The following is an 18,575-nucleotide window of genomic DNA, read 5'->3' as shown; positions in this document are numbered from 1 at the left end:
CTTGGTGCGTGGATCCAGCCGCTTTCGCAGAGTTTCCCCTTTAGGCGCCTTATGGAAAACGTGACGAACGTAGTATGTTCGGTGCTGAATCGTTTTTCCTGAAGACGGCTACCACCAGCAATACCAACGAAGAGTCACGGGTCAGAGGCACCCCCGGCATGATAGAGCTCGAACAAGAAGATCCGATCCCGCAAGGCGACCTGGCCCTGCAAATTACCGCACTTCCCCGCGAAACCAACGGCTTCGGCGATATTTTCGGTGGCTGGCTGGTGGCGCAGATGGATCTGGCCGGCACCGCAATGGCCAGCCGCGTGGCAGGTGGTCGTGTAGCGACCGTAGCCATCGACCGCATGGCGTTTCTGGTGCCGGTCGCTGTCGGCGCGCAATTGTCCTTTTATACCCAGACCCTGGAAATCGGCCGCAGCTCGATCCAGATGATGGTCGAGGTGTGGAGCGACGATCCGCTGTCCAGCGAGTGGCGTAAAGTGACCGAAGCGGTATTCGTCTTCGTCGCCATCGACGGCAGCGGGCGCACCCGTTCGGTGCCGCCGCGCGCGCGCTAAACCTCGCCGCGGTTTTGCGGTCGATAGTCGTCCCAAGTGTCTGATCGAGAGCTGTCCCATGAACACGCCCAACGTTGAAGCGGTGAAACTGGATGAACTGAACTGCTGGCGCATCCGCCACGGTCAGGCCGAAGTGCTGGTGGCCCAGCAAGGCGCGCACATCCTCAGTTATCAGATCGACGGCCAGCCGCCGATCATCTGGCTCAACGACAAGGCCGTGTTCAAGACCGGCAAAAGCATCCGCGCCGGCGTGCCGGTGTGCTGGCCGTGGTTCGGCGTCTTCGAGCGCAACCCGCAGAGCGTCAAAGCCATGCGCGTCAGCGACGAACCGGCGCCGGCTCACGGTTTTGTCCGGGCGATGGATTGGGAATTGGGCGGCATCGAAGCCGAAGGCGATGGCATCAAGGTCGAGTTCAAGCTGCCCTACCCTGAAGCGGGTTTCCCGGGCTGGCCGCATCAGGTCGATCTGACCCTGACCCTGCATCTGAATGATCAGTTGCACATCAGCCTGACCAGTCATAACCGGGGCGCCGAAACAGTCAGCCTCAGCCAGGCTTTGCATACTTATTTCGCCGTCAGCGATGTGCGCAACGTGCATGTCGACGGTGTCGATGGTTTGAATTACATCGAGACCCTGGACAACTGGAATACCCACAGCCAGCAAGGCGAACTGCGCTTTGCCGGTGAAACCGACCGCATCTACCTCAATGCGCCGCCGCAACTGAGCATTGTCGACCCGGCCTGGGAACGGCGAATCGCCCTGACCGCCACTGGTTCGCGCACCGCGGTGATCTGGAACCCGTGGATCGACCGCGCGGCGGCGTTTAGCGACATGGACAACGATGGCTGGCAACGCATGCTGTGCATCGAGACCGCGAATGTGATGGATGACGTGGTGAACCTGGCCTCGGGCGCCAGCCACACCATGGGCGTCAGCGTCGGCAGCAAACCGCTTTAAACCAAACAACAGAACGAACTGTGGGAGGGGGCTTGCTCCCGAAGGCGATGCTTCAGTCAACTGATCCATTGACTGACACACCGCCTTCGGGAGCACGCCCCCTCCCACAGTTGTTTTGCGCAGGTGTCAGAGATCGGACTCTTTCACCACCCGCACCTTGTCCGCCTCCAGCGCATACGCCGCGTCAGCCAGATCGTTGCTGACCTTCTCGATCTTCAGCGTGCCGGTCACCCACAGCGGCGTGTAGATGTCATCCAGCTTCAAGCCCTTTGGATAACGCACCAGCACCAGTTGATTCGGCGGCGGTGGCGGCACATGGATGCACGCGCCGGGGTACGGCACGAGGAAGAACAGCGTGCTACGCCCCTTGGCATCCGACTCCAGCGGCACCGGGTAGCCACCGATGCGGATGTGCTTGTCGTTCATCGACGCCACGGTTTTGGTCGAATACATCACCGCCGGCAGGCCCTTGGCCTGTTTCATGCCGCCCTTCTCGGTGAAGGTGCCGGTGGCTTCGGGGGAGTTGTGATCGATTTCGGGCATGGCCTCGAGGGCTTTCTGGTCCGACTTGGGCATCAGTTCCAGCCAGTCGGTTTCCGGCAGTTCGCCGGCGTGGGCCAGACCGCTGCCCAGCAAAAGGAGAGTCAACAAAAGACGGCGCATGGAAGTGCTCGGTAAAAGATGCTCGGATAAAGGAAGGACGTTGAATCGCCGAGCATTCTAGCCCTCCCTGCCGCGTTGGCAGAGAGGGCTTGGTCGCTTGGATCAGTTCTTTTTGATCAGGCCGTAGATCACCAGCAGCACGATCGCACCGACCAGCGCGCCAATGAAACCTGCGCCTTGACCGGCCTGATAGATACCCAGGGCCTGGCCGCCGTAAGTGGCCGCCAGCGAACCGCCGATACCGAGCAGGATGGTCATGATCCAGCCCATGCTGTCATCGCCCGGTTTGAGGAAGCGTGCCAGCAGGCCGACGATCAAGCCGATAAAAATGGTTCCGATAATTCCCATGACATTTCCCTCTGATTGATTGGCTATAGCCTAGCCAGACTTTGGCATCCTGCCATCAGAGAACGGCGGTTCCCGAAGGTTCCGCCGCTGCCAGATGAAACTGTCGTTACTCGGCGATCAGCGCTTCGACCTTGACGATCTGCGCCTGCAGCGTGGCCATGTCGGCGCAGCGCAGGTTGGCGTGGCCGACCTTGCGTCCGGCCTTGAACGCTTTGCCATAGTGGTGCAGATGGCAATCTTCGATGGCGACGACTTTCTCCACTGGCGGAACCATGCCGATGAAATTGAGCATCGCGCTCTCGCCGACCTTGGCCGTCGAACCCAGCGGCAGACCGGCCACGGCGCGCAGGTGGTTTTCGAACTGGCTGCACTCGGCGCCTTCGGTGGTCCAGTGCCCGGAGTTGTGTACGCGCGGAGCGATTTCGTTGGCCTTGAGGCCACCGTCGACTTCAAAGAACTCGAACGCCATCACGCCCACATAATCGAGCTGCTTGAGTACACGGCTGGAGTAGTCTTCGGCCAAGGCCTGCAACGGGTGATCGGTGCTGGCGACCGACAGCTTGAGGATGCCGCTGTCGTGGGTGTTGTGCACCAGTGGGTAGAACCTGGTTTCGCCATCACGGGCACGCACGGCGATCAGCGAGACCTCGCCGGTGAACGGCACGAAGCCTTCCAGCAGACAGGCAACGCTGCCCAGTTCGGCGAACGTGCCGACCACGTCTTCTGGCTTGCGCAGGACTTTCTGGCCCTTGCCGTCGTAACCCAGGGTGCGGGTTTTCAGCACGGCCGGCAGACCGATGGCAGCTACGGCGGCATCCAGATCAGCTTGCGATTGAATGTCGGCAAAGGCCGGGGTTGGAATCCCCAGGTCCTTGAACATGCTCTTCTCGAACCAGCGGTCGCGAGCGATGCGCAGGGCTTCGGCGCTCGGGTACACCGGCACGAATTGCGAGAGGAACGCCACGGTTTCAGCCGGGACGCTTTCGAACTCGAAGGTCACCAGGTCGACTTCGTCGGCCAGTTGGCGCAGGTGATCCTGATCGCCGTAATCGGCCCGCAGGTGTTCGCCCAGTGCCGCGGCGCAAGCGTCCGGCGCAGGGTCGAGGAAAGCGAAGTTCATGCCCAGCGGAGTCCCCGCCAGCGCCAACATGCGGCCCAACTGGCCGCCACCGATTACACCGATCTTCATCTCAACAACCTCAGGCAATACGTGGGTCTGGATTGTCCAGGACGCTGTCTGTCTGCTCGGCACGGAAGGTTTTCAGTACCGCGTGGAACTGTGGATGCTTGGCGCCCAGGATGCTCGCCGAGAGCAGGGCTGCGTTGATCGCGCCGGCCTTGCCGATGGCCAGGGTGGCAACCGGAATGCCGGCTGGCATCTGCACGATCGACAGCAGCGAATCGACGCCCGAAAGCATCGACGACTGCACCGGCACGCCCAGCACCGGCAGGTGGGTCTTGGCCGCACACATGCCTGGCAGGTGAGCTGCGCCACCGGCACCGGCGATGATCACCTCGATGCCGCGGCCCTCAGCCTCTTCGGCGTACTGGAACAGCAGATCCGGGGTGCGGTGGGCGGAAACCACCTTGACCTCGTAAGGGATGCCGAGCTTTTCCAGCATATCGGCGGTGTGGCTAAGGGTGGACCAATCGGACTTGGAGCCCATGATCACGCCAACCAGTGCACTCATCGTCGCGCCTCTTCTCTCTGGAGCGCCCGCAGGCGCGTCATAAAACAACAAGCCACGCAGGTTGCGTGGCTTGATTGTACGAAAAATGGCCGGACGTACCGGCCGAAGGCCGCGCAGTATACCGCAAAGAAGCCAATAAACAGCCCCCGATGCGACCATCTGTCAAATGAGCGAAAGGCCCGGTTTTATTGACTCAAAGGTCAGCGCTAGAACACCGCAAATCCCCCGGTGGGAGCGGGCTTGCTCGAGAAGGCGCCAGGTCAGCTACATGGATGTCGACTGACACGTCGCCTTCGCGAGCAAGCCCGCTCCCACACGTGGATCTACCGTGGTTCAGGAAGCCTGTGCAGCGCCGCCTTCGAGCTTGCGCCAGAGCAACCGAACGTTGGCCTTGCGCACCAGCGCGCAGCGGTACAGGCGAATCTCCAGCGGCACGTGCCATTGCGGGCCGCCGCAGACCACAAGCTCGCCACGGGCCAGCTCGGCACGCACGCTCAGTTGCGGCACCCAGGCGATGCCGAGGCCTTCCAGGGCCATGCTCTTGAGGCTGTCGGCCATGGCCGTTTCGTAGATGGTGGTGAAACGCAGCTGGCGCTGGCGCAACAAGCCGTTTACCGAACGCCCGAGAAACGCCCCGGCACTGTAGGCCAGCAACGGCACGCTGGCCTCGCCCTCCAGATCGAACAACGGCTTGCCATCGGCATCCGCCGCGCACACTGGCAGCATCTCGGTCTGGCCCAGGTGCAACGATGGAAAGATTTCCGGGTCCATCTGCATCGCTGCATCCGGGTCGTAGAACGCCAGCATCAGGTCACAACCGCCTTCGCGCAGCGCATGCACCGCGTCGCCGACATTGGTCGCCACCAGTCGCGTGGCGATGTTCAGCCCTTCATTGCGCAGTTGTGCGATCCAGCGCGGGAAGAAGCCCAGTGCCAGCGAGTGCGCGGCAGCAACCTGCATCACCTCGCCCTGCCCGCCTTCCAGGTGGTGCAGGTGACGCAGCACTTCCCCGAGCTGTTCGACCACGGTGCGCGCGGTCACCAGAAACAACTGCCCGGCCGCCGTCAGCTCGATCGGCGTGCGCGAACGGTTGACCAGCGTCAACCCGAGCGCTGCCTCGAGGCTGCGGATCCGGCGGCTGAACGCCGGCTGGGTCACGAAGCGCCGTTCGGCCGCCTGCGAGAAGCTGCGAGTGGCGGCCAGAGCACTGAAGTCCTCGAGCCATTTGCTTTCCAGATTCATCACGTCCTCCCGGGAACGCACCAAAACAGGTCACACGTTTGCCGCGCACGCGGCGTCACACGGGCATTATGCCGAATGTGCATAGGCCAGTGTTTAACAGCATTGGCCCAAAAAATCCCACAAGCCTAGCATTCGCAGCGTTCCGGCATAGACCGGGTCCATATCGAGATGATTTCTATCATGTCCTCCGCTGCATCTTTCCGCACAGAAAACGACCTGCTTGGCGCCCTCGAAGTACCGGCTCAAGCGTATTACGGCATCCAGACCCTGCGAGCGGTGAACAACTTCCGTCTCTCCGGCGTTCCGATTTCGCATTACCCGAAACTGGTTGTAGGTCTGGCGATGGTCAAACAGGCCGCCGCTGACGCCAACCGTGAGTTGGGTCACCTGAGCGAAGCCAAGCACGCTGCCATCAGCGAAGCCTGTGCCCGATTGATCCGCGGTGATTTCCACGAAGAGTTCGTGGTCGACATGATTCAAGGTGGCGCCGGTACTTCCACCAACATGAACGCCAACGAAGTGATCGCCAACATTGCTCTGGAAGCAATGGGTCACCAGAAAGGCGAGTACCAGTACCTGCACCCGAACGACGACGTCAACATGGCGCAGTCGACCAACGATGCTTACCCGACCGCAATCCGCCTGGGTCTGCTGCTGGGTCACGACGCGCTGCTGGCCAGCCTCGACAGCCTGATTCAGGCCTTCGCCGCCAAGGGTGAAGAATTCAATCACGTCCTGAAGATGGGTCGTACCCAACTGCAAGACGCCGTGCCGATGACCTTGGGTCAAGAGTTCCGCGCATTCGCCACCACCATGGGCGAAGACCTGGCCCGTCTGAAGACGCTGGCCCCGGAACTGCTGACTGAAGTGAACCTGGGCGGCACCGCGATCGGCACCGGCATCAACGCCGACCCGCGTTATCAGGCGCTGGCCGTTCAGCGTCTGGCGCTGATCAGCGGTCAACCGCTGGTTCCAGCCGCCGACCTGATCGAAGCCACCTCCGACATGGGCGCGTTCGTGCTGTTCTCCGGCATGCTCAAGCGCACCGCGGTCAAGCTGTCGAAGATCTGCAACGACCTGCGCCTGCTGTCCAGCGGCCCACGTACCGGGATCAACGAAATCAACCTGCCGGCGCGTCAGCCAGGCAGCTCGATCATGCCTGGCAAGGTCAACCCGGTGATTCCGGAAGCCGTCAACCAGGTGGCCTTCCAGGTCATCGGTAACGATCTGGCGCTGACCATGGCAGCCGAAGGCGGCCAACTGCAGCTGAACGTGATGGAGCCGCTGATCGCCTTCAAGATCCTCGACTCGATCCGCCTGCTGCAACGCGCCATGGACATGCTGCGCGAGCACTGCATCGTCGGCATCACCGCCAACGAAGCCCGCTGCCGCGAACTGGTCGAACACTCGATCGGTCTGGTCACCGCGCTGAACCCGTACATCGGCTACAAAAACGCCACCCGCATCGCCCGTATCGCTCTTGAAAGCGGCCGCGGCGTGCTGGAACTGGTGCGCGAAGAAGGTCTGCTCGACGAAGCCATGCTCGCCGACATCCTGCGCCCGGAAAACATGATTGCTCCGCGTCTGGTTCCGCTCAAAGCCTGAGCCCGCGCGTAACTTGTAGCACCGCTCACCAGGTCGAGGGACTAGACACCTCTCACCTTTTGAGGGCTTGGGGATGATTCCCCAAGCCCTTTTTTTTAACTTTCTGATCCTGAGACCCGTATGTCTGGGGACTGATCAATGTGGGAGCGAGCCTGCTCGCGAATGTGCCTGTCAGTTGATGCACTGGTTGACTGATCCACCGCTTTCGCGAGCAGGCTCGCTCCCACAAAAGAGCAATCCCCGTACAAGCCCGGCGCCGGTAACGCCGGGTGTTTCAAAGCCTCGTTTCGTCGCTTGCACCACGACTGTGCAGACGGGCGCGTCACTGATCGGTATAGTGCCGCCCCTCTTCGCATGAGCGGTCGTCGGTAACGAGGCCACAACCCATGCGAAACCCGAACTAATAACAAACCCGCGATATGGAACCGGGACGAAACCTTCGCCTCACCCGTCGTGCCGCGCGCACACCGGTGTAACACGATGTTTCTTCCATCCAGCATTTGCTCACACAAAAAACAGCGAGGAAAAATCCATGCTCGAAGTCATTAACGACTTCCTCTCAGGGAAAGTACTGATCGTGCTCATTGTCGGGCTCGGTAGCTACTTCACGATTCGCTCGCGTTTCGTTCAATTGCGCCACTTCTTCCACATGTTTGCGGTGTTCCGCGACAGCCTCAAAGGCAGCGCCGGGCAGCTCAGCTCGTTCCAGGCCCTGATGCTCAGCCTTGCCGGCCGTGTCGGTGCAGGCAACATCGCCGGTGTCGGCATCGCCGTGACCCTCGGTGGGCCGGGTGCGGTGTTCTGGATGTGGGTGACCGCACTGGTCGGCATGTCCAGCAGCTTCTTCGAATGTACGCTGGCCCAGGTCTACAAGCGCGCCGATGGCGACGGCCTGTACCGTGGCGGTCCGGCTTACTACATCCAGCACGGCCTGAAACTCAAAGGCATGGCGGTGGTGTTTTCGATCCTGCTGCTGGTCACCTACGGCTTCGCCTTCATCGGCCTGCAGTCCTACACCGTGACCCACTCGCTGCAAAACGCCTTTGCCTTTGACCCGCAACACACCGGTATCGTCCTGGCGGTGCTGCTGGCCATCACCTTCATCGGCGGCATCAAGCGCATTGCCTCGGTCTCCGATCTGCTGGTTCCGGTCAAGACCCTGGCCTATATCGCCGTGACCCTGTACGTGATCGGCACCCAGATCGAACACGTACCGGCCATGCTGGTCACCATCTTCAAGAGCGCCTTCGGTCTCGACCCGGCCTTCGGCGGCCTGCTCGGCAGCGCCATCGTCATGGGTGTGAAGCGCGGCGTGTTCGCCAACGAAGCGGGCCTGGGCAGTGCGCCAAACGTCGCCGCCGTGGCTGCCGTGAAGCACCCGGGCGCCCAAGGTGTGGTCCAGGCGTTCAGCGTGTTCCTCGACACCTTCGTGATCTGCACCTGCACCGCGCTGCTGATCCTGCTGTCGGGCTTCTACACCCCGGGCTTCGAAGGTGACGGCATCGTCCTGACCCAGAACTCGCTGGCCGCGGTGGTCGGTGACTGGGGTCGCATGTTCGTCAGCGTCGCGCTGTCGCTGTTCGTCTTCACCTGCATCCTCTACAACTACTACCTGGGCGAAAACAGCCTGCAGTTCCTCACCCGCAACCGCGCTGCGCTGATGACTTTCCGCGGCCTGGTACTGGCGCTGGTGGTCTGGGGTTCGATGCAGGACCTGTCGACCGTGTTCGCCTTCGCCGACATCACCATGACCTGCCTGGCCTTCGTCAACCTGGTGGCTTTGGCCATGCTGTTCAAGGTCGGCATGCGCGTGATGCGCGACTACGACGGACAGCGCCGCGCCGGCGTCAAACAGCCCGTGTTCGACTCCAGCAAATTTACCGATCTGGACCTGGACCTGAAGGCCTGGCCGACCAGCCCGCAAGCCGCCGGCAAGACCGAAGTCGAGCCGCAAGGCGTCCCTGCAGCGCAACGCTGACAGGTGAATGACGGGCGCATCCCCTGCGCCCGTCAGTTACAGTGCAATGCATTACCTGTGAGAGCGGGCTTGCTCGCGAAGGCGGTGAATCAGTCAAATATCGTTAGCTGACCCACCGCCTTCGCGAGCAAGCCCGCTCCCACCTGTCATCTCTTGTGGAGACCCTCAGATGATTGCCAATTCCTTCCCCGCCGCCCAACACGTCATGGTGCTCTACACCGGTGGCACCATCGGCATGCAGGCCAGCGCCAATGGCCTGGCCCCGGCGTCCGGTTTCGAAGCCCGCATGCGCGACTACCTGCACAGCCAGCCTGAGTTGGTGCTGCCGCAGTGGCGCTTCCGGGAAATGTCGCCGCTGATCGACAGCGCCAACATGACCCCGGCCTATTGGCAGCAATTGCGTGAAGCGGTGGTCGATGCCGTTGACGTGCAGGGCTGCGACAGTGTGTTGATCCTGCATGGCACCGACACGCTGGCTTACAGCGCCGCCGCGATGAGTTTCCAGTTGCTCGGCCTGCATGCCCGCGTCTGCTTCACCGGCTCCATGCTGCCGGCGGGCGTCACCGACAGCGATGCCTGGGAAAACCTCGGCGGCGCACTGGTTGCCCTCGGCCAGGGCCTGGCGCCGGGCGTGCACCTGTACTTCCACGGCGAGTTGCTGGCCCCGACCCGTTGCGCGAAAGTGCGCAGTTTCGGCCGTCATCCATTCAAACGCCTGGAGCGTCAAGGTGGCGGCGTGAAAGCCACGTCGATTCCTGCAGCGCTGAACTACAACCAACCCAAGCAACTGGCGAATGTCGCAGTGCTGCCGCTGTTCCCCGGCATCAGCGCCGGGATTGTCGACGGCCTGCTCGACGGCGGCATCCAAGGCCTGGTGCTGGAGTGCTACGGCAGCGGCACAGGACCGAGCGACAATCCCGAGTTCCTCGAAAGCCTTGGCCGCGCGCGGGACAACGGTGTGGTGGTGGTCGCAGTCACGCAGTGCCACGAAGGCGGCGTCGAGCTGGATGTTTACGAAGCCGGCAGCCGGTTGCGTGGCGTTGGTGTGCTGTCCGGTGGCGGCATGACCCGCGAGGCGGCGTTCGGCAAGTTGCAGGCGTTGCTGGGTGCAGGCCTGGAATCGGCTGAAGTGCGCCGACTGATCGAACTGGACCTGTGTGGCGAGTTGATCTGACCCCACACACTCCCCCTGTAGGAGCGGGCTTGCGCGCGAAGGCGTCAGGTCAGACAGGCTGATGTCGACTGACACGACGCTTTCGCGAGCAAGCCCGCTCCCGCAATGGGATCTGCGTCCGGCATGTAACTTGCTGCGCTCCAGCCATCCCCAGGCTGGAAGATCGTATGCTGCACTCCCACCTCACCACCCTCAATGCCGTCTCGCTGATCCTCAACACCTTCAAGACCGAGGGCCTTTGCGGTGACGCGCTGCTGGCCGGCAGCGGCATCAGTGCCGCGGACCTGAACCGCGCCGACACGCGCATCACCACCAATCAGGAAATGCAGGTCTGCGCCAACGCGGTCGCGCTCAAGCACGACATCGGCCTTGAACTGGGCCGACGCATGCACGTGTCCTGCTACGGCATCCTCGGTTACGCGCTGCTGACCTGTGCCACCTTCGGTGACGCTTTGCGTCTGGCGATTCGTTATCCGGCGCTGTTGGGAACACTTTTCGAACTGAGCCTGGAAGACGATGGCGAGCGCATCTGGTTCGTCGCCGCCGATTACCGCGAGAGCCCGGCGATGGCAGTGTTCAACGCCGAGTTCTGCCTGGTGTCGCTGAAAGTGATTTGCGACGACCTGCTCGGCCATCCCCTGCCCTTGCTCGCCACGCGGTTCGAGCACGCGGCGCCGGATTACCGCGACAGCTACGCCGAACACTTCGACAGCCCGCTGCACTTCGCCGCCCGGGACAACGCGTTCGCCTTCGACCGCTGCTGGCTCGAACAGCCGCTGCCGCTGGCCGACGCCATCACCCATCAGGCCATGGCCGAGCGCTGCCGCAAACAGAACCTCGAATTTACCGGCCGCCAGGCCTGGCTCGGGCGTATCCGCCAGTTGCTCAGCGCTCAACTGAATGCCGCGCCGGGGCTGGAAGGCCTGGCCCAGCAGATGAAATGCTCGCCGCGCACCCTGCGCCGCCACCTCAAAGACATGGGCAGCAGTTATCAGGAGCTGCTCGACGAACTGCGTTTCGAGCGCGCCAAGCAGATGCTGTGTGAGGATCAGTTGCCGATCTACCGCATCGCCGAGACGCTGGGCTTCAGCGAAACCGCGAGTTTCCGCCACGCGTTCGTACGCTGGAGCGGTGTGGCGCCGAGCCAGTTTCGCCCGCACTGATATCCCACATTGGAAGGCGGGCGCTCAGCGATTTGCTGCCATGCACGGAGTCCTGTGGGAGCGGGCTTGCTCGCGAAGGCGTCGTGTCAGTCGTCATCAATGCATCTGACACACTGTATTCACGAGTAAGCCCGCTGCCACAAGTAACGCATTCCATGCCTTGAATCGAGGCATGGCTGCATTGAAAAGGGGCGAATTTCGGTCAGATCTTTTGGCCATATCGATCCCCTTTTGGCCTTTCCTGCCGTTCTCCGATTCGCCGCGCGCCGCAACACTGGGGACAACCGAATCAGCCCTGCGGAGAACAACAAATGCTGACGATCTACTCAGACGATCACCACCTGCACCATGGCCGCTGCGAACTCATCGACGGCCAGCTCAAGCCATGTTTCGAAATGCCCTCGCGCGCCGACCACGTGCTGCAACGGGTCAGAAACCAGAACCTCGGCGCAGTCGAAGCGCCGAAGGATTTCGGCCTCGAGCCGATCGCACGGATCCATAGCCGCGACTACCTCGATTTCTTCAAGGGTGCCTGGCAGCGCTGGACCGAATTCAACACCGACGGCGACCTCCTGCCGTACACCTGGCCGGCACGTACGCTGCGGCAGATCAAACCGACCAGCTTGCACGGCGAGCTTGGCTATTACAGCTTCGACGGTGGTGCACCGATCACCGCCGGCACCTGGCAGGCGGCCTACAGCGCAGCGCAAGTGGCATTGACCGCCCAAGCGGAAATCCAGCGTGGCGCACGCAGTGCCTTCGCCCTGTGCCGTCCACCGGGACACCATGCCGCCAGCGATTTGATGGGCGGTTATTGCTACCTCAACAATGCCGCCATCGCCGCTCAGGCCTTCCTCGATCAGGGCCACAAAAAGATCGCGATCCTCGACGTCGACTACCACCATGGCAACGGCACGCAGTCGATTTTCTACGAGCGCAGTGATGTGCTGTTCACCTCGATCCACGGCCACCCGGAAGCAGAATTCCCATTCTTCCTTGGCTATGACGATGAGCGCGGCGAAGGCGCCGGTGAGGGCTTCAATTTCAACTACCCGCTGCCGGCCGGTTCCGGCTGGGACGTGTGGAGCGCGGCGCTGGAGCAGGCCTGCAACGAAATCGACAGCTACGGCGCCGACATCATTGTCGTGTCGCTGGGCGTCGACACGTTCAAGGACGATCCGATCTCGCAATTCAAACTCGACAGCCCGGATTATCTGGCCATGGGCAAACGCATTGCCGCGCTTGGCAAACCAACCCTGTTCGTCATGGAAGGCGGTTACGCGGTGGAAGAAATCGGCATCAACGCGGTGAACGTGCTGGAAGGGTTTGAACAATGAACCGCTTCAAGCAATTGATCGCGCCAGCCCTGTGCGCGGCGCTGCTGAGCAGCGCTGCCCACGCCGAAGAACGCACCTTGCGCGTCTACAACTGGTTCGACTACATCACGCCCAAGGCGCTGGAAGACTTCAAGGCACAGAACACTCAGACCAAACTGGTCTACGACATCTTCGACACCAACGAAGCCCTGGAAGCCAAGCTGCTGACCGGCAACTCCGGCTATGACGTGGTGGTACCGTCCAACGTGTTCCTCGCCAAGCAGATCGAAGCCGGGGTGTTCCAGCCACTGGATCGCAGCAAGCTGCCGAACTGGAACCACCTCGATCCGAAACTGATGAAGCTGATCGAAGCCAACGACCCGGGCAACCAGTTCGCCGTGCCGTACATGTACGGCACCATTCTGATCGGCTTCAACCCGGCAAAGGTCAAGGCCGCGCTGGGTGACAACGCACCGGTGGACAGCTGGGACCTGATCTTCAAGGAAGAGAACATCAGCAAGCTCAAGCAGTGCGGTGTCGCCCTGCTCGACTCGCCGTCGGAGATTCTGCCGCTGGCCCTGCAACACCTGGGCCTGGACCCCAACAGCAAGAACCCGGCGGACTACGCAAAAGCCGAAGCGCTGCTGATGAAGATCCGCCCGTACATCACCTACTTCCACTCCTCCAAGTACATGGCCGATATCGCCAACGGTGACATCTGCGTCGCGGTCGGCTATTCCGGCAGCTTCTCGCAGGCGGCCAACCGCGCCAAAGAAGCGAAGAACGGCGTGGTGGTCGACATGCGCCTGCCCAAGGAAGGCGCGCCGATCTGGTTCGACATGCTCGCGATTCCCAAGGGTGCGAAGAACACCGAGGACGCCTACACCTTTATCAACTACTTGCTGCAACCGGCAGTGATTGCCCCGGTCAGCGACTTCGTCGGCTACCCGAACCCGAACAAGGACGCCACCGGGCTGGTCGATCCGGCGATCCGCAACAACCCCAACCTGTACCCGACCGACGCGGCGATGAATACGCTGTACACCCTGCAACCATTGCCCCGCGATGCCGAGCGGGCGCGGACCCGGGCCTGGACCAAAATCAAGTCCGGCACCTGAGCCGTATCACTTTCCCGCCGTCACCTGGACCTGCGCCTGCGCAGGTCTTTTTTTGCCTGCGATATCTATCTACCACCCAGAGCCCTCTGCCCGTCACTACCTTGCAACGGATCGCCCACCGCACCCGCCACGGTGCCTGTTGCTCCCACAAAGGATGTGACCATGTCAGAAACTTCCAGCCCCCCTGCCGAACCCGTGCTGTCCAACGCTCAGGATGCCCTGCTCACCCAACTGGTCGCCGGTCCCTCAATCAGGGAAGTCGCCACCCGCGCCCTGCAACCAGCGCTGAAAGCGCTGTACCCGCAATTGCAGATCGACCCCCGACTGGCGATGGTGATAACACCGCGATGGACCTTGCGCGACCAGCGCGTCGTGCCCGGGCCCACGCATGTCGAATCGCTGACCGACGCCCTGGTACACCATGGTGTTGCCAATACCCCGGTGACCTACCTGGATGGCGAGCACTACCTCACCTTGCAACCACTGGACGAGAGGCCGGTGCAACTGCCGGTCAACATCGAAGCCATCGCCAGGCTGCTCAACGAAATCGCGCCGCTGCTGTTTATCGCGTTCCAGGAACAGCAGGTCGAGTACTGGAACCAGTTCACCCGCGCCTCCTCCCCGCGCTGGCAAGAGTTGGCCCAGTCCCTGCGCGATCTGTGGAACGTCGAAACCAATCCTGAGTGGGACGACGACCAGCGCGCCATGGCCCGAGGTCTCTTCACTGATCCGCAGAAAAGTACCCGCAGCGCCAATGACCGCTATCAGTCGCGCGCCTGCCTGATCGATCTGGACACCACGCATAACGGGACTTCGGCGCATATCAACGTTCTCGACATGGCGGTACTGGTCGGCAGCCTCGGCAGCCGCACGCTGATACTCACGCACACCCTCATTCGCGGTTTTCAGGCCTTCGACTCGCTGCAGGAACTGGGGGCGTCACTGCTGACGCAGATCGACGGACGTCCGCCTGCGACTCTGTTATGGCGGCTGATCGAACCTGATGGCAACTACTTCGATCACCTGGCCTGCAATCTGATTGCGCTGCAGGCCGACGCGATTGGCGCACTGGCCACGCAGCCCGCAGCGGCGAACCTGGCGCCGCACATCAGCCGCACCACCAACGAGCTCGACCCGACAGACAGACAATCCTCCTCACGCTTCAACCAGGTCGATCAGGCATTGCCGCAGTGGATGCTCAACGCTTCGCCCAGCGACCTGACTGCCTACAGCCGTCACCTGATGGATCTTGCGCAGGTGCAAAGCCAGAACGCCGAGCAATCCTTTGACGACGGCATCAAACCGATCCGCGAATATGCGCTGGAGCAACTGCACGCGGCCATGCTCAAGGAGCACGCGGATGCCGCACAACTGAACCTGGCCGATATTCAGATCGTGGTCGAGAGCGTGGTGGTCTGGGGCAGTTATACGCCGTTGCTGGAGCCCGAGCGCAGCACCTTCAGCCTGGTCGATCTGGCGCTGCAAAACCTGATCGACCTGCCGCTGGGCAACAAGACCGTGCACAGTATCGGCAGCACCGTGGTGCCGGTGTGGATGACGGCCAATTACCTGCAGGCGTTGATCGTCAGCGTCGACATCGGTCAGCACTATCCCGCGCTGATCAAACGCACGCTGCACGATGATCCGCTGGAAAGCCTGCGGCGGCAGAACCTGTTTACCAGTCGGCTGCGCGTCGAATTGCCGTTGCTGGCCCTGCAGCAGAAAATCCGCGCGCAGGCCGGGATCGACGCGTTGGGCTATCGCTATGTCGCAGCCGCGGTTCAGGTCCTCGATGCCAACCGTTGGGTGGACGGTCAGGAGATCGTCATTCGGCCGCTGGCCTTCAGTCCCTCGTGGCGCCCGGGCACGACCACGGACGAAGTCGCCAACATGTTCGTGATTGGTCCACGGCAGATGGACAAGGGACCGTGCCTGCTTTACCGGCCACTGCTCGATCACTCGTTGGCCCAATACCCGTCGCCGGCCAACCTGGTGTATGCCATCAAACACTCTCCGAAACTGCGCCAATCGGTACTCGCCTGGTTGCCGGACCGTGTGCGGGCCAATTACGCCAACTACGTATTCAGCGACGATCGGCCGTCGGTATGGACACTTTCACAATTGCTCGCCGATCCACTGACCTCCCTGCAAATGAGCGGGACACTGGCGCTGGGTACTCGGGTCGGCGCCGAGGATTACCTGACGTCGCTGTTCAAGGCCAGCGTCAGCGCCATGATCGAACTGGCCGATCGGCAATCGCTGTCCAATGCCGAAAGTCGCTGGGAAAGCTTCAAGCGCACCGGCTGGATGCTCCTCAACACGGTGCTGCCCTTTCTCGGTCGAACAGTCGGCACAGCCGCCTGGATCTGGCAGGTCCTGGACGATCTGCAACAAACCCTGGATGCCGCCGAAACCGGCGACACCGGGCAACAGAAAACCGCGATGACCGATCTGTTGCTGACCCTGGCCATGGTCCTCGCGCATCACGCCAGCACGCGCAACTCGCCGTCCCGCCACATGGCCGAAAAAGCGCCGGAGCCCCTTGCAGTCGAAACCAAGGAGCCCGCGCCACAGCCGTTGGTGAACATCGTTCAACGGCCTGATGTGATCGGCGAGCCCCCAGCGCGGCACCCAGTGGCGTTGCTGACCGACGCCGCCCTGAGCCTGGCCAAGACACTCGACCGCTTCGCGATCACCCGCCCCGAATCACTCATCCCGCCAACCAGCGAAACCGGACCTTATCGCTACCTGTATCGCCAGGGCACCCGCTATTACGCGCAGGTGGCTGAACGCTGGTTCGAGGTGACGGTCGGGGACGAGAGCGAAGTATCGATCTTCGACTCACGCGAGCAACCAGGACGCCCGGGACCTGCATTGATCGGCAATCGGCGCGGCGAATGGTTCGTCGATACGCGCCTGCGCCTGCGTGGCGGCGGTCTGTCGAGTCGACGCAAAGCCAAAAAACAGAAAAACCTCGAGCACATCGCCGAGCTCAGGAAACAACTGGCCGAATTCGATACCGAGCGCGAGCAGGCACGCAAAGAGCTGACAGCCGCGCACATCGCCATGAGGGCGGCCAGCGACGACACCCGGCCTGCCGAACAAGCGAAGTTTCTCGAGGTGCTGGAGCGCCGCACCGGGGAATACGTCACCCCCATTGACCAGCTCAAATCGCTGAATCTGCTGGAGGCGGTTCCCAACTATCGCAGCGCCATGACCGAGATGCTCGGGACCCAGTTGTTTTTCAACCAGACCTGGCTCGATCAACGCAATCCCGCCTTCACTCAAACCCTCAAGGACACCCTGGTGCTGCTTGACGCCGAAGAGACGGCTGAAGGTCCCGGGGATCCTGCGACCTACCGCCAAATGTTCGATCTGACCGAGGACGTGATCAACAAAGTCGAATTTGCTCAGTCGCGTTTTCAGGAAATGAGCCGACTGGGCAAAAGTGCCGCCGAAATCGCCAATACCTACCGTGCAAAATTGCCCGCTTTCAGCCTCAACGATCTCAAGGCACTGCAGGTTTCGCTGGGGCGCCATATCTGCCTGAAAGAGCAGGCCTCTGCTGCGCTGAGTCAGGCCGAGGGCGAGCTGGTTCACCTGATCGAAACGGCCGGCCTGGTCATCCAGACCTCGCAGGAACTGATGCTCGAACACCCGAATCTGGATGCCAACGAGCGAATCGAGGGCCTCAATGACATGCTCGAACAGTTTGCCGCCATCGACCAGACGCTCGAAGAATTCAGTCTCAACCATCAGGAGGTAGTCCTCGATCAGCCGTTCGGACACCTGCGCTCACGCATCAGTGAATTCCAGCAGCAAACCGAAGAACACCTGGCGAACCTGCTGCTCGAACACCGGCCGGTGGAACCTCGCCCCGGCCCCTCGAGGTCCGCACCACCGTCACGCAAACGAGTGATCAAAACCCGCTTCAAGGGCACGGTGGTCGGTGAATTACGCCCAACGGCACCGGGGCAGCCGACTCTGCTGGACGTCAAAGCACCGTTGACCGGCAACGTGATCGCCACCTTTCATGAGAAAACCCCCGGCGTCTGGCTCGAGCGTGTTCAACCCCGACGTCGCCGCCCGAGCGCTCCGGCCCCGGACCTCGCGACCCAGATCACTCAAGGGCAGACGCTGCTCGACGGCGTGGAAAGCTTCGTGCGGAAAACCGAAGCGCATGCAAATAAGCCCGGTCGTATCCCGGTGGAGATCGAGGAGTTGTTCCAGCACAGGGCCGAGCAACTCGATGAGAGTGCCAGGAGCCTGGAGCAGGCCCGGCTGCGAGCGAACAGCATCGAGGAGCCTCCAGCGTTGATCGCGCAATTGCAGGAGGCGCGCAATCGCCTGTACGCCGAGGGTTACCGGGTACGGGTCGAGATGATCAAGCAACAGCCGCCCACTGCCGCCCGCGTCGAATGGCTATTGAGCAAGGATGAAATCGAGATTGTGGCGGGCGCTGATCGACGCCGCCTCAAAGGGCCGCGTCGGGATTACCTGCAGGAATACGAAATTCGCGAGCGGCGCACCGGGAAGACCTTGTGGTACGCCCACTTCCATTACGCCAGCCTCGACGCACCAGTCGATGCGTTCACCGCCGCCCACTTGAAACTGCAGGATCAACGACTGGCCGGCGCCTTCGATCTGGATGCCGCAAGCAGCCCACAGGTGATCGCCGTCTATCGCAGCGCAATCAGCCCGCAGCTGGCGCGCTCGCTGTTTTTCTCATAAGCCCCGAACGTCAAAAAGGAAAATG

14 protein-coding genes are annotated in these 18,575 nt (G+C 61.9%); 9 read left to right on the top strand and 5 right to left on the bottom strand.

Annotated elements, in window-relative coordinates; translation table 11 throughout:
- The first annotated feature begins 158 nt into the window (after positions 1-158).
- Positions 159-563 (top strand): acyl-CoA thioesterase, encoded by a 405-nt coding sequence (locus U862_RS0123500; protein WP_003229628.1) that lies wholly within the window; start codon positions 159-161, stop codon positions 561-563.
- 58 nt (positions 564-621) lie between these two features.
- Entirely contained in the window at positions 622-1,521 is a 900-nt protein-coding gene (locus U862_RS0123495) for a D-hexose-6-phosphate mutarotase (protein ID WP_025112653.1), read from the top strand.
- Between the two features lie 126 nt (positions 1,522-1,647).
- On the opposite strand, the gene U862_RS0123490 is transcribed toward U862_RS0123495, so the two are convergent.
- From U862_RS0123490 to U862_RS0123470, 5 genes are all read right to left on the bottom strand, one after another.
- Positions 1,648-2,184 carry a DUF3299 domain-containing protein gene (locus U862_RS0123490; protein ID WP_025112652.1) on the bottom strand — a complete coding sequence of 179 codons (537 nt, stop codon included), beginning with the start codon at positions 2,182-2,184 and terminating at the stop codon, positions 1,648-1,650.
- Positions 2,185-2,286: 102 nt separating this feature from the next.
- A complete protein-coding gene (locus U862_RS0123485) occupies positions 2,287-2,532 on the bottom strand; it encodes a GlsB/YeaQ/YmgE family stress response membrane protein (protein WP_003229635.1) in 246 nt (81 codons plus the stop codon).
- Positions 2,533-2,638: 106 nt separating this feature from the next.
- A complete protein-coding gene (locus U862_RS0123480) occupies positions 2,639-3,721 on the bottom strand; it encodes a 5-(carboxyamino)imidazole ribonucleotide synthase (RefSeq protein ID WP_025112651.1) in 1,083 nt (360 codons plus the stop codon).
- Between the two features lie 10 nt (positions 3,722-3,731).
- Entirely contained in the window at positions 3,732-4,223 is a 492-nt protein-coding gene (purE, locus tag U862_RS0123475) for a 5-(carboxyamino)imidazole ribonucleotide mutase (RefSeq protein ID WP_003229641.1), read from the bottom strand.
- A 333-nt stretch (positions 4,224-4,556) separates the two neighbouring features.
- Positions 4,557-5,465 carry a LysR substrate-binding domain-containing protein gene (locus U862_RS0123470; RefSeq protein ID WP_007962273.1) on the bottom strand — a complete coding sequence of 303 codons (909 nt, stop codon included), beginning with the start codon at positions 5,463-5,465 and terminating at the stop codon, positions 4,557-4,559.
- Positions 5,466-5,645: 180 nt separating this feature from the next.
- Between U862_RS0123470 and aspA the strand changes: the two genes are divergently transcribed.
- The 7 genes from aspA (at position 5,646) to U862_RS0123435 (ending at position 18,550) form a co-directional block, all read left to right on the top strand.
- Positions 5,646-7,070 (top strand): aspartate ammonia-lyase, encoded by a 1,425-nt coding sequence (aspA, locus tag U862_RS0123465; protein WP_003229645.1) that lies wholly within the window; start codon positions 5,646-5,648, stop codon positions 7,068-7,070.
- 532 nt (positions 7,071-7,602) lie between these two features.
- Positions 7,603-9,048, top strand: coding sequence for a sodium:alanine symporter family protein (locus U862_RS0123460; protein ID WP_025112650.1), 1,446 nt, complete (start codon positions 7,603-7,605; stop codon positions 9,046-9,048).
- Positions 9,049-9,217: 169 nt separating this feature from the next.
- Complete coding sequence (locus tag U862_RS0123455; RefSeq protein WP_025112649.1) at positions 9,218-10,222, top strand: asparaginase; 1,005 nt, start codon at positions 9,218-9,220, stop codon at positions 10,220-10,222.
- A 167-nt stretch (positions 10,223-10,389) separates the two neighbouring features.
- Positions 10,390-11,385 carry an AraC family transcriptional regulator gene (locus tag U862_RS0123450; protein ID WP_025112648.1) on the top strand — a complete coding sequence of 332 codons (996 nt, stop codon included), beginning with the start codon at positions 10,390-10,392 and terminating at the stop codon, positions 11,383-11,385.
- Between the two features lie 311 nt (positions 11,386-11,696).
- On the top strand, positions 11,697-12,722 hold the full coding sequence (locus U862_RS0123445; protein ID WP_025112647.1) for a histone deacetylase family protein: 1,026 nt from the start codon (positions 11,697-11,699) through the stop codon (positions 12,720-12,722).
- A complete protein-coding gene (locus U862_RS0123440) occupies positions 12,719-13,819 on the top strand; it encodes a polyamine ABC transporter substrate-binding protein (RefSeq protein WP_025112646.1) in 1,101 nt (366 codons plus the stop codon). Before U862_RS0123445 ends, U862_RS0123440 begins: the two co-directional genes overlap by 4 nt.
- Positions 13,820-13,981: 162 nt before the next feature.
- On the top strand, positions 13,982-18,550 hold the full coding sequence (locus U862_RS0123435) for a hypothetical protein (protein ID WP_025112645.1): 4,569 nt from the start codon (positions 13,982-13,984) through the stop codon (positions 18,548-18,550).
- Positions 18,551-18,575 lie beyond the last annotated feature (25 nt).

It is taken from the genome of Pseudomonas sp. H1h (assembly GCF_000633255.1).
Classification (GTDB): Bacteria; Pseudomonadota; Gammaproteobacteria; order Pseudomonadales; family Pseudomonadaceae; genus Aquipseudomonas.
This window is presented reverse-complemented; position numbering and strand designations above follow the sequence as displayed.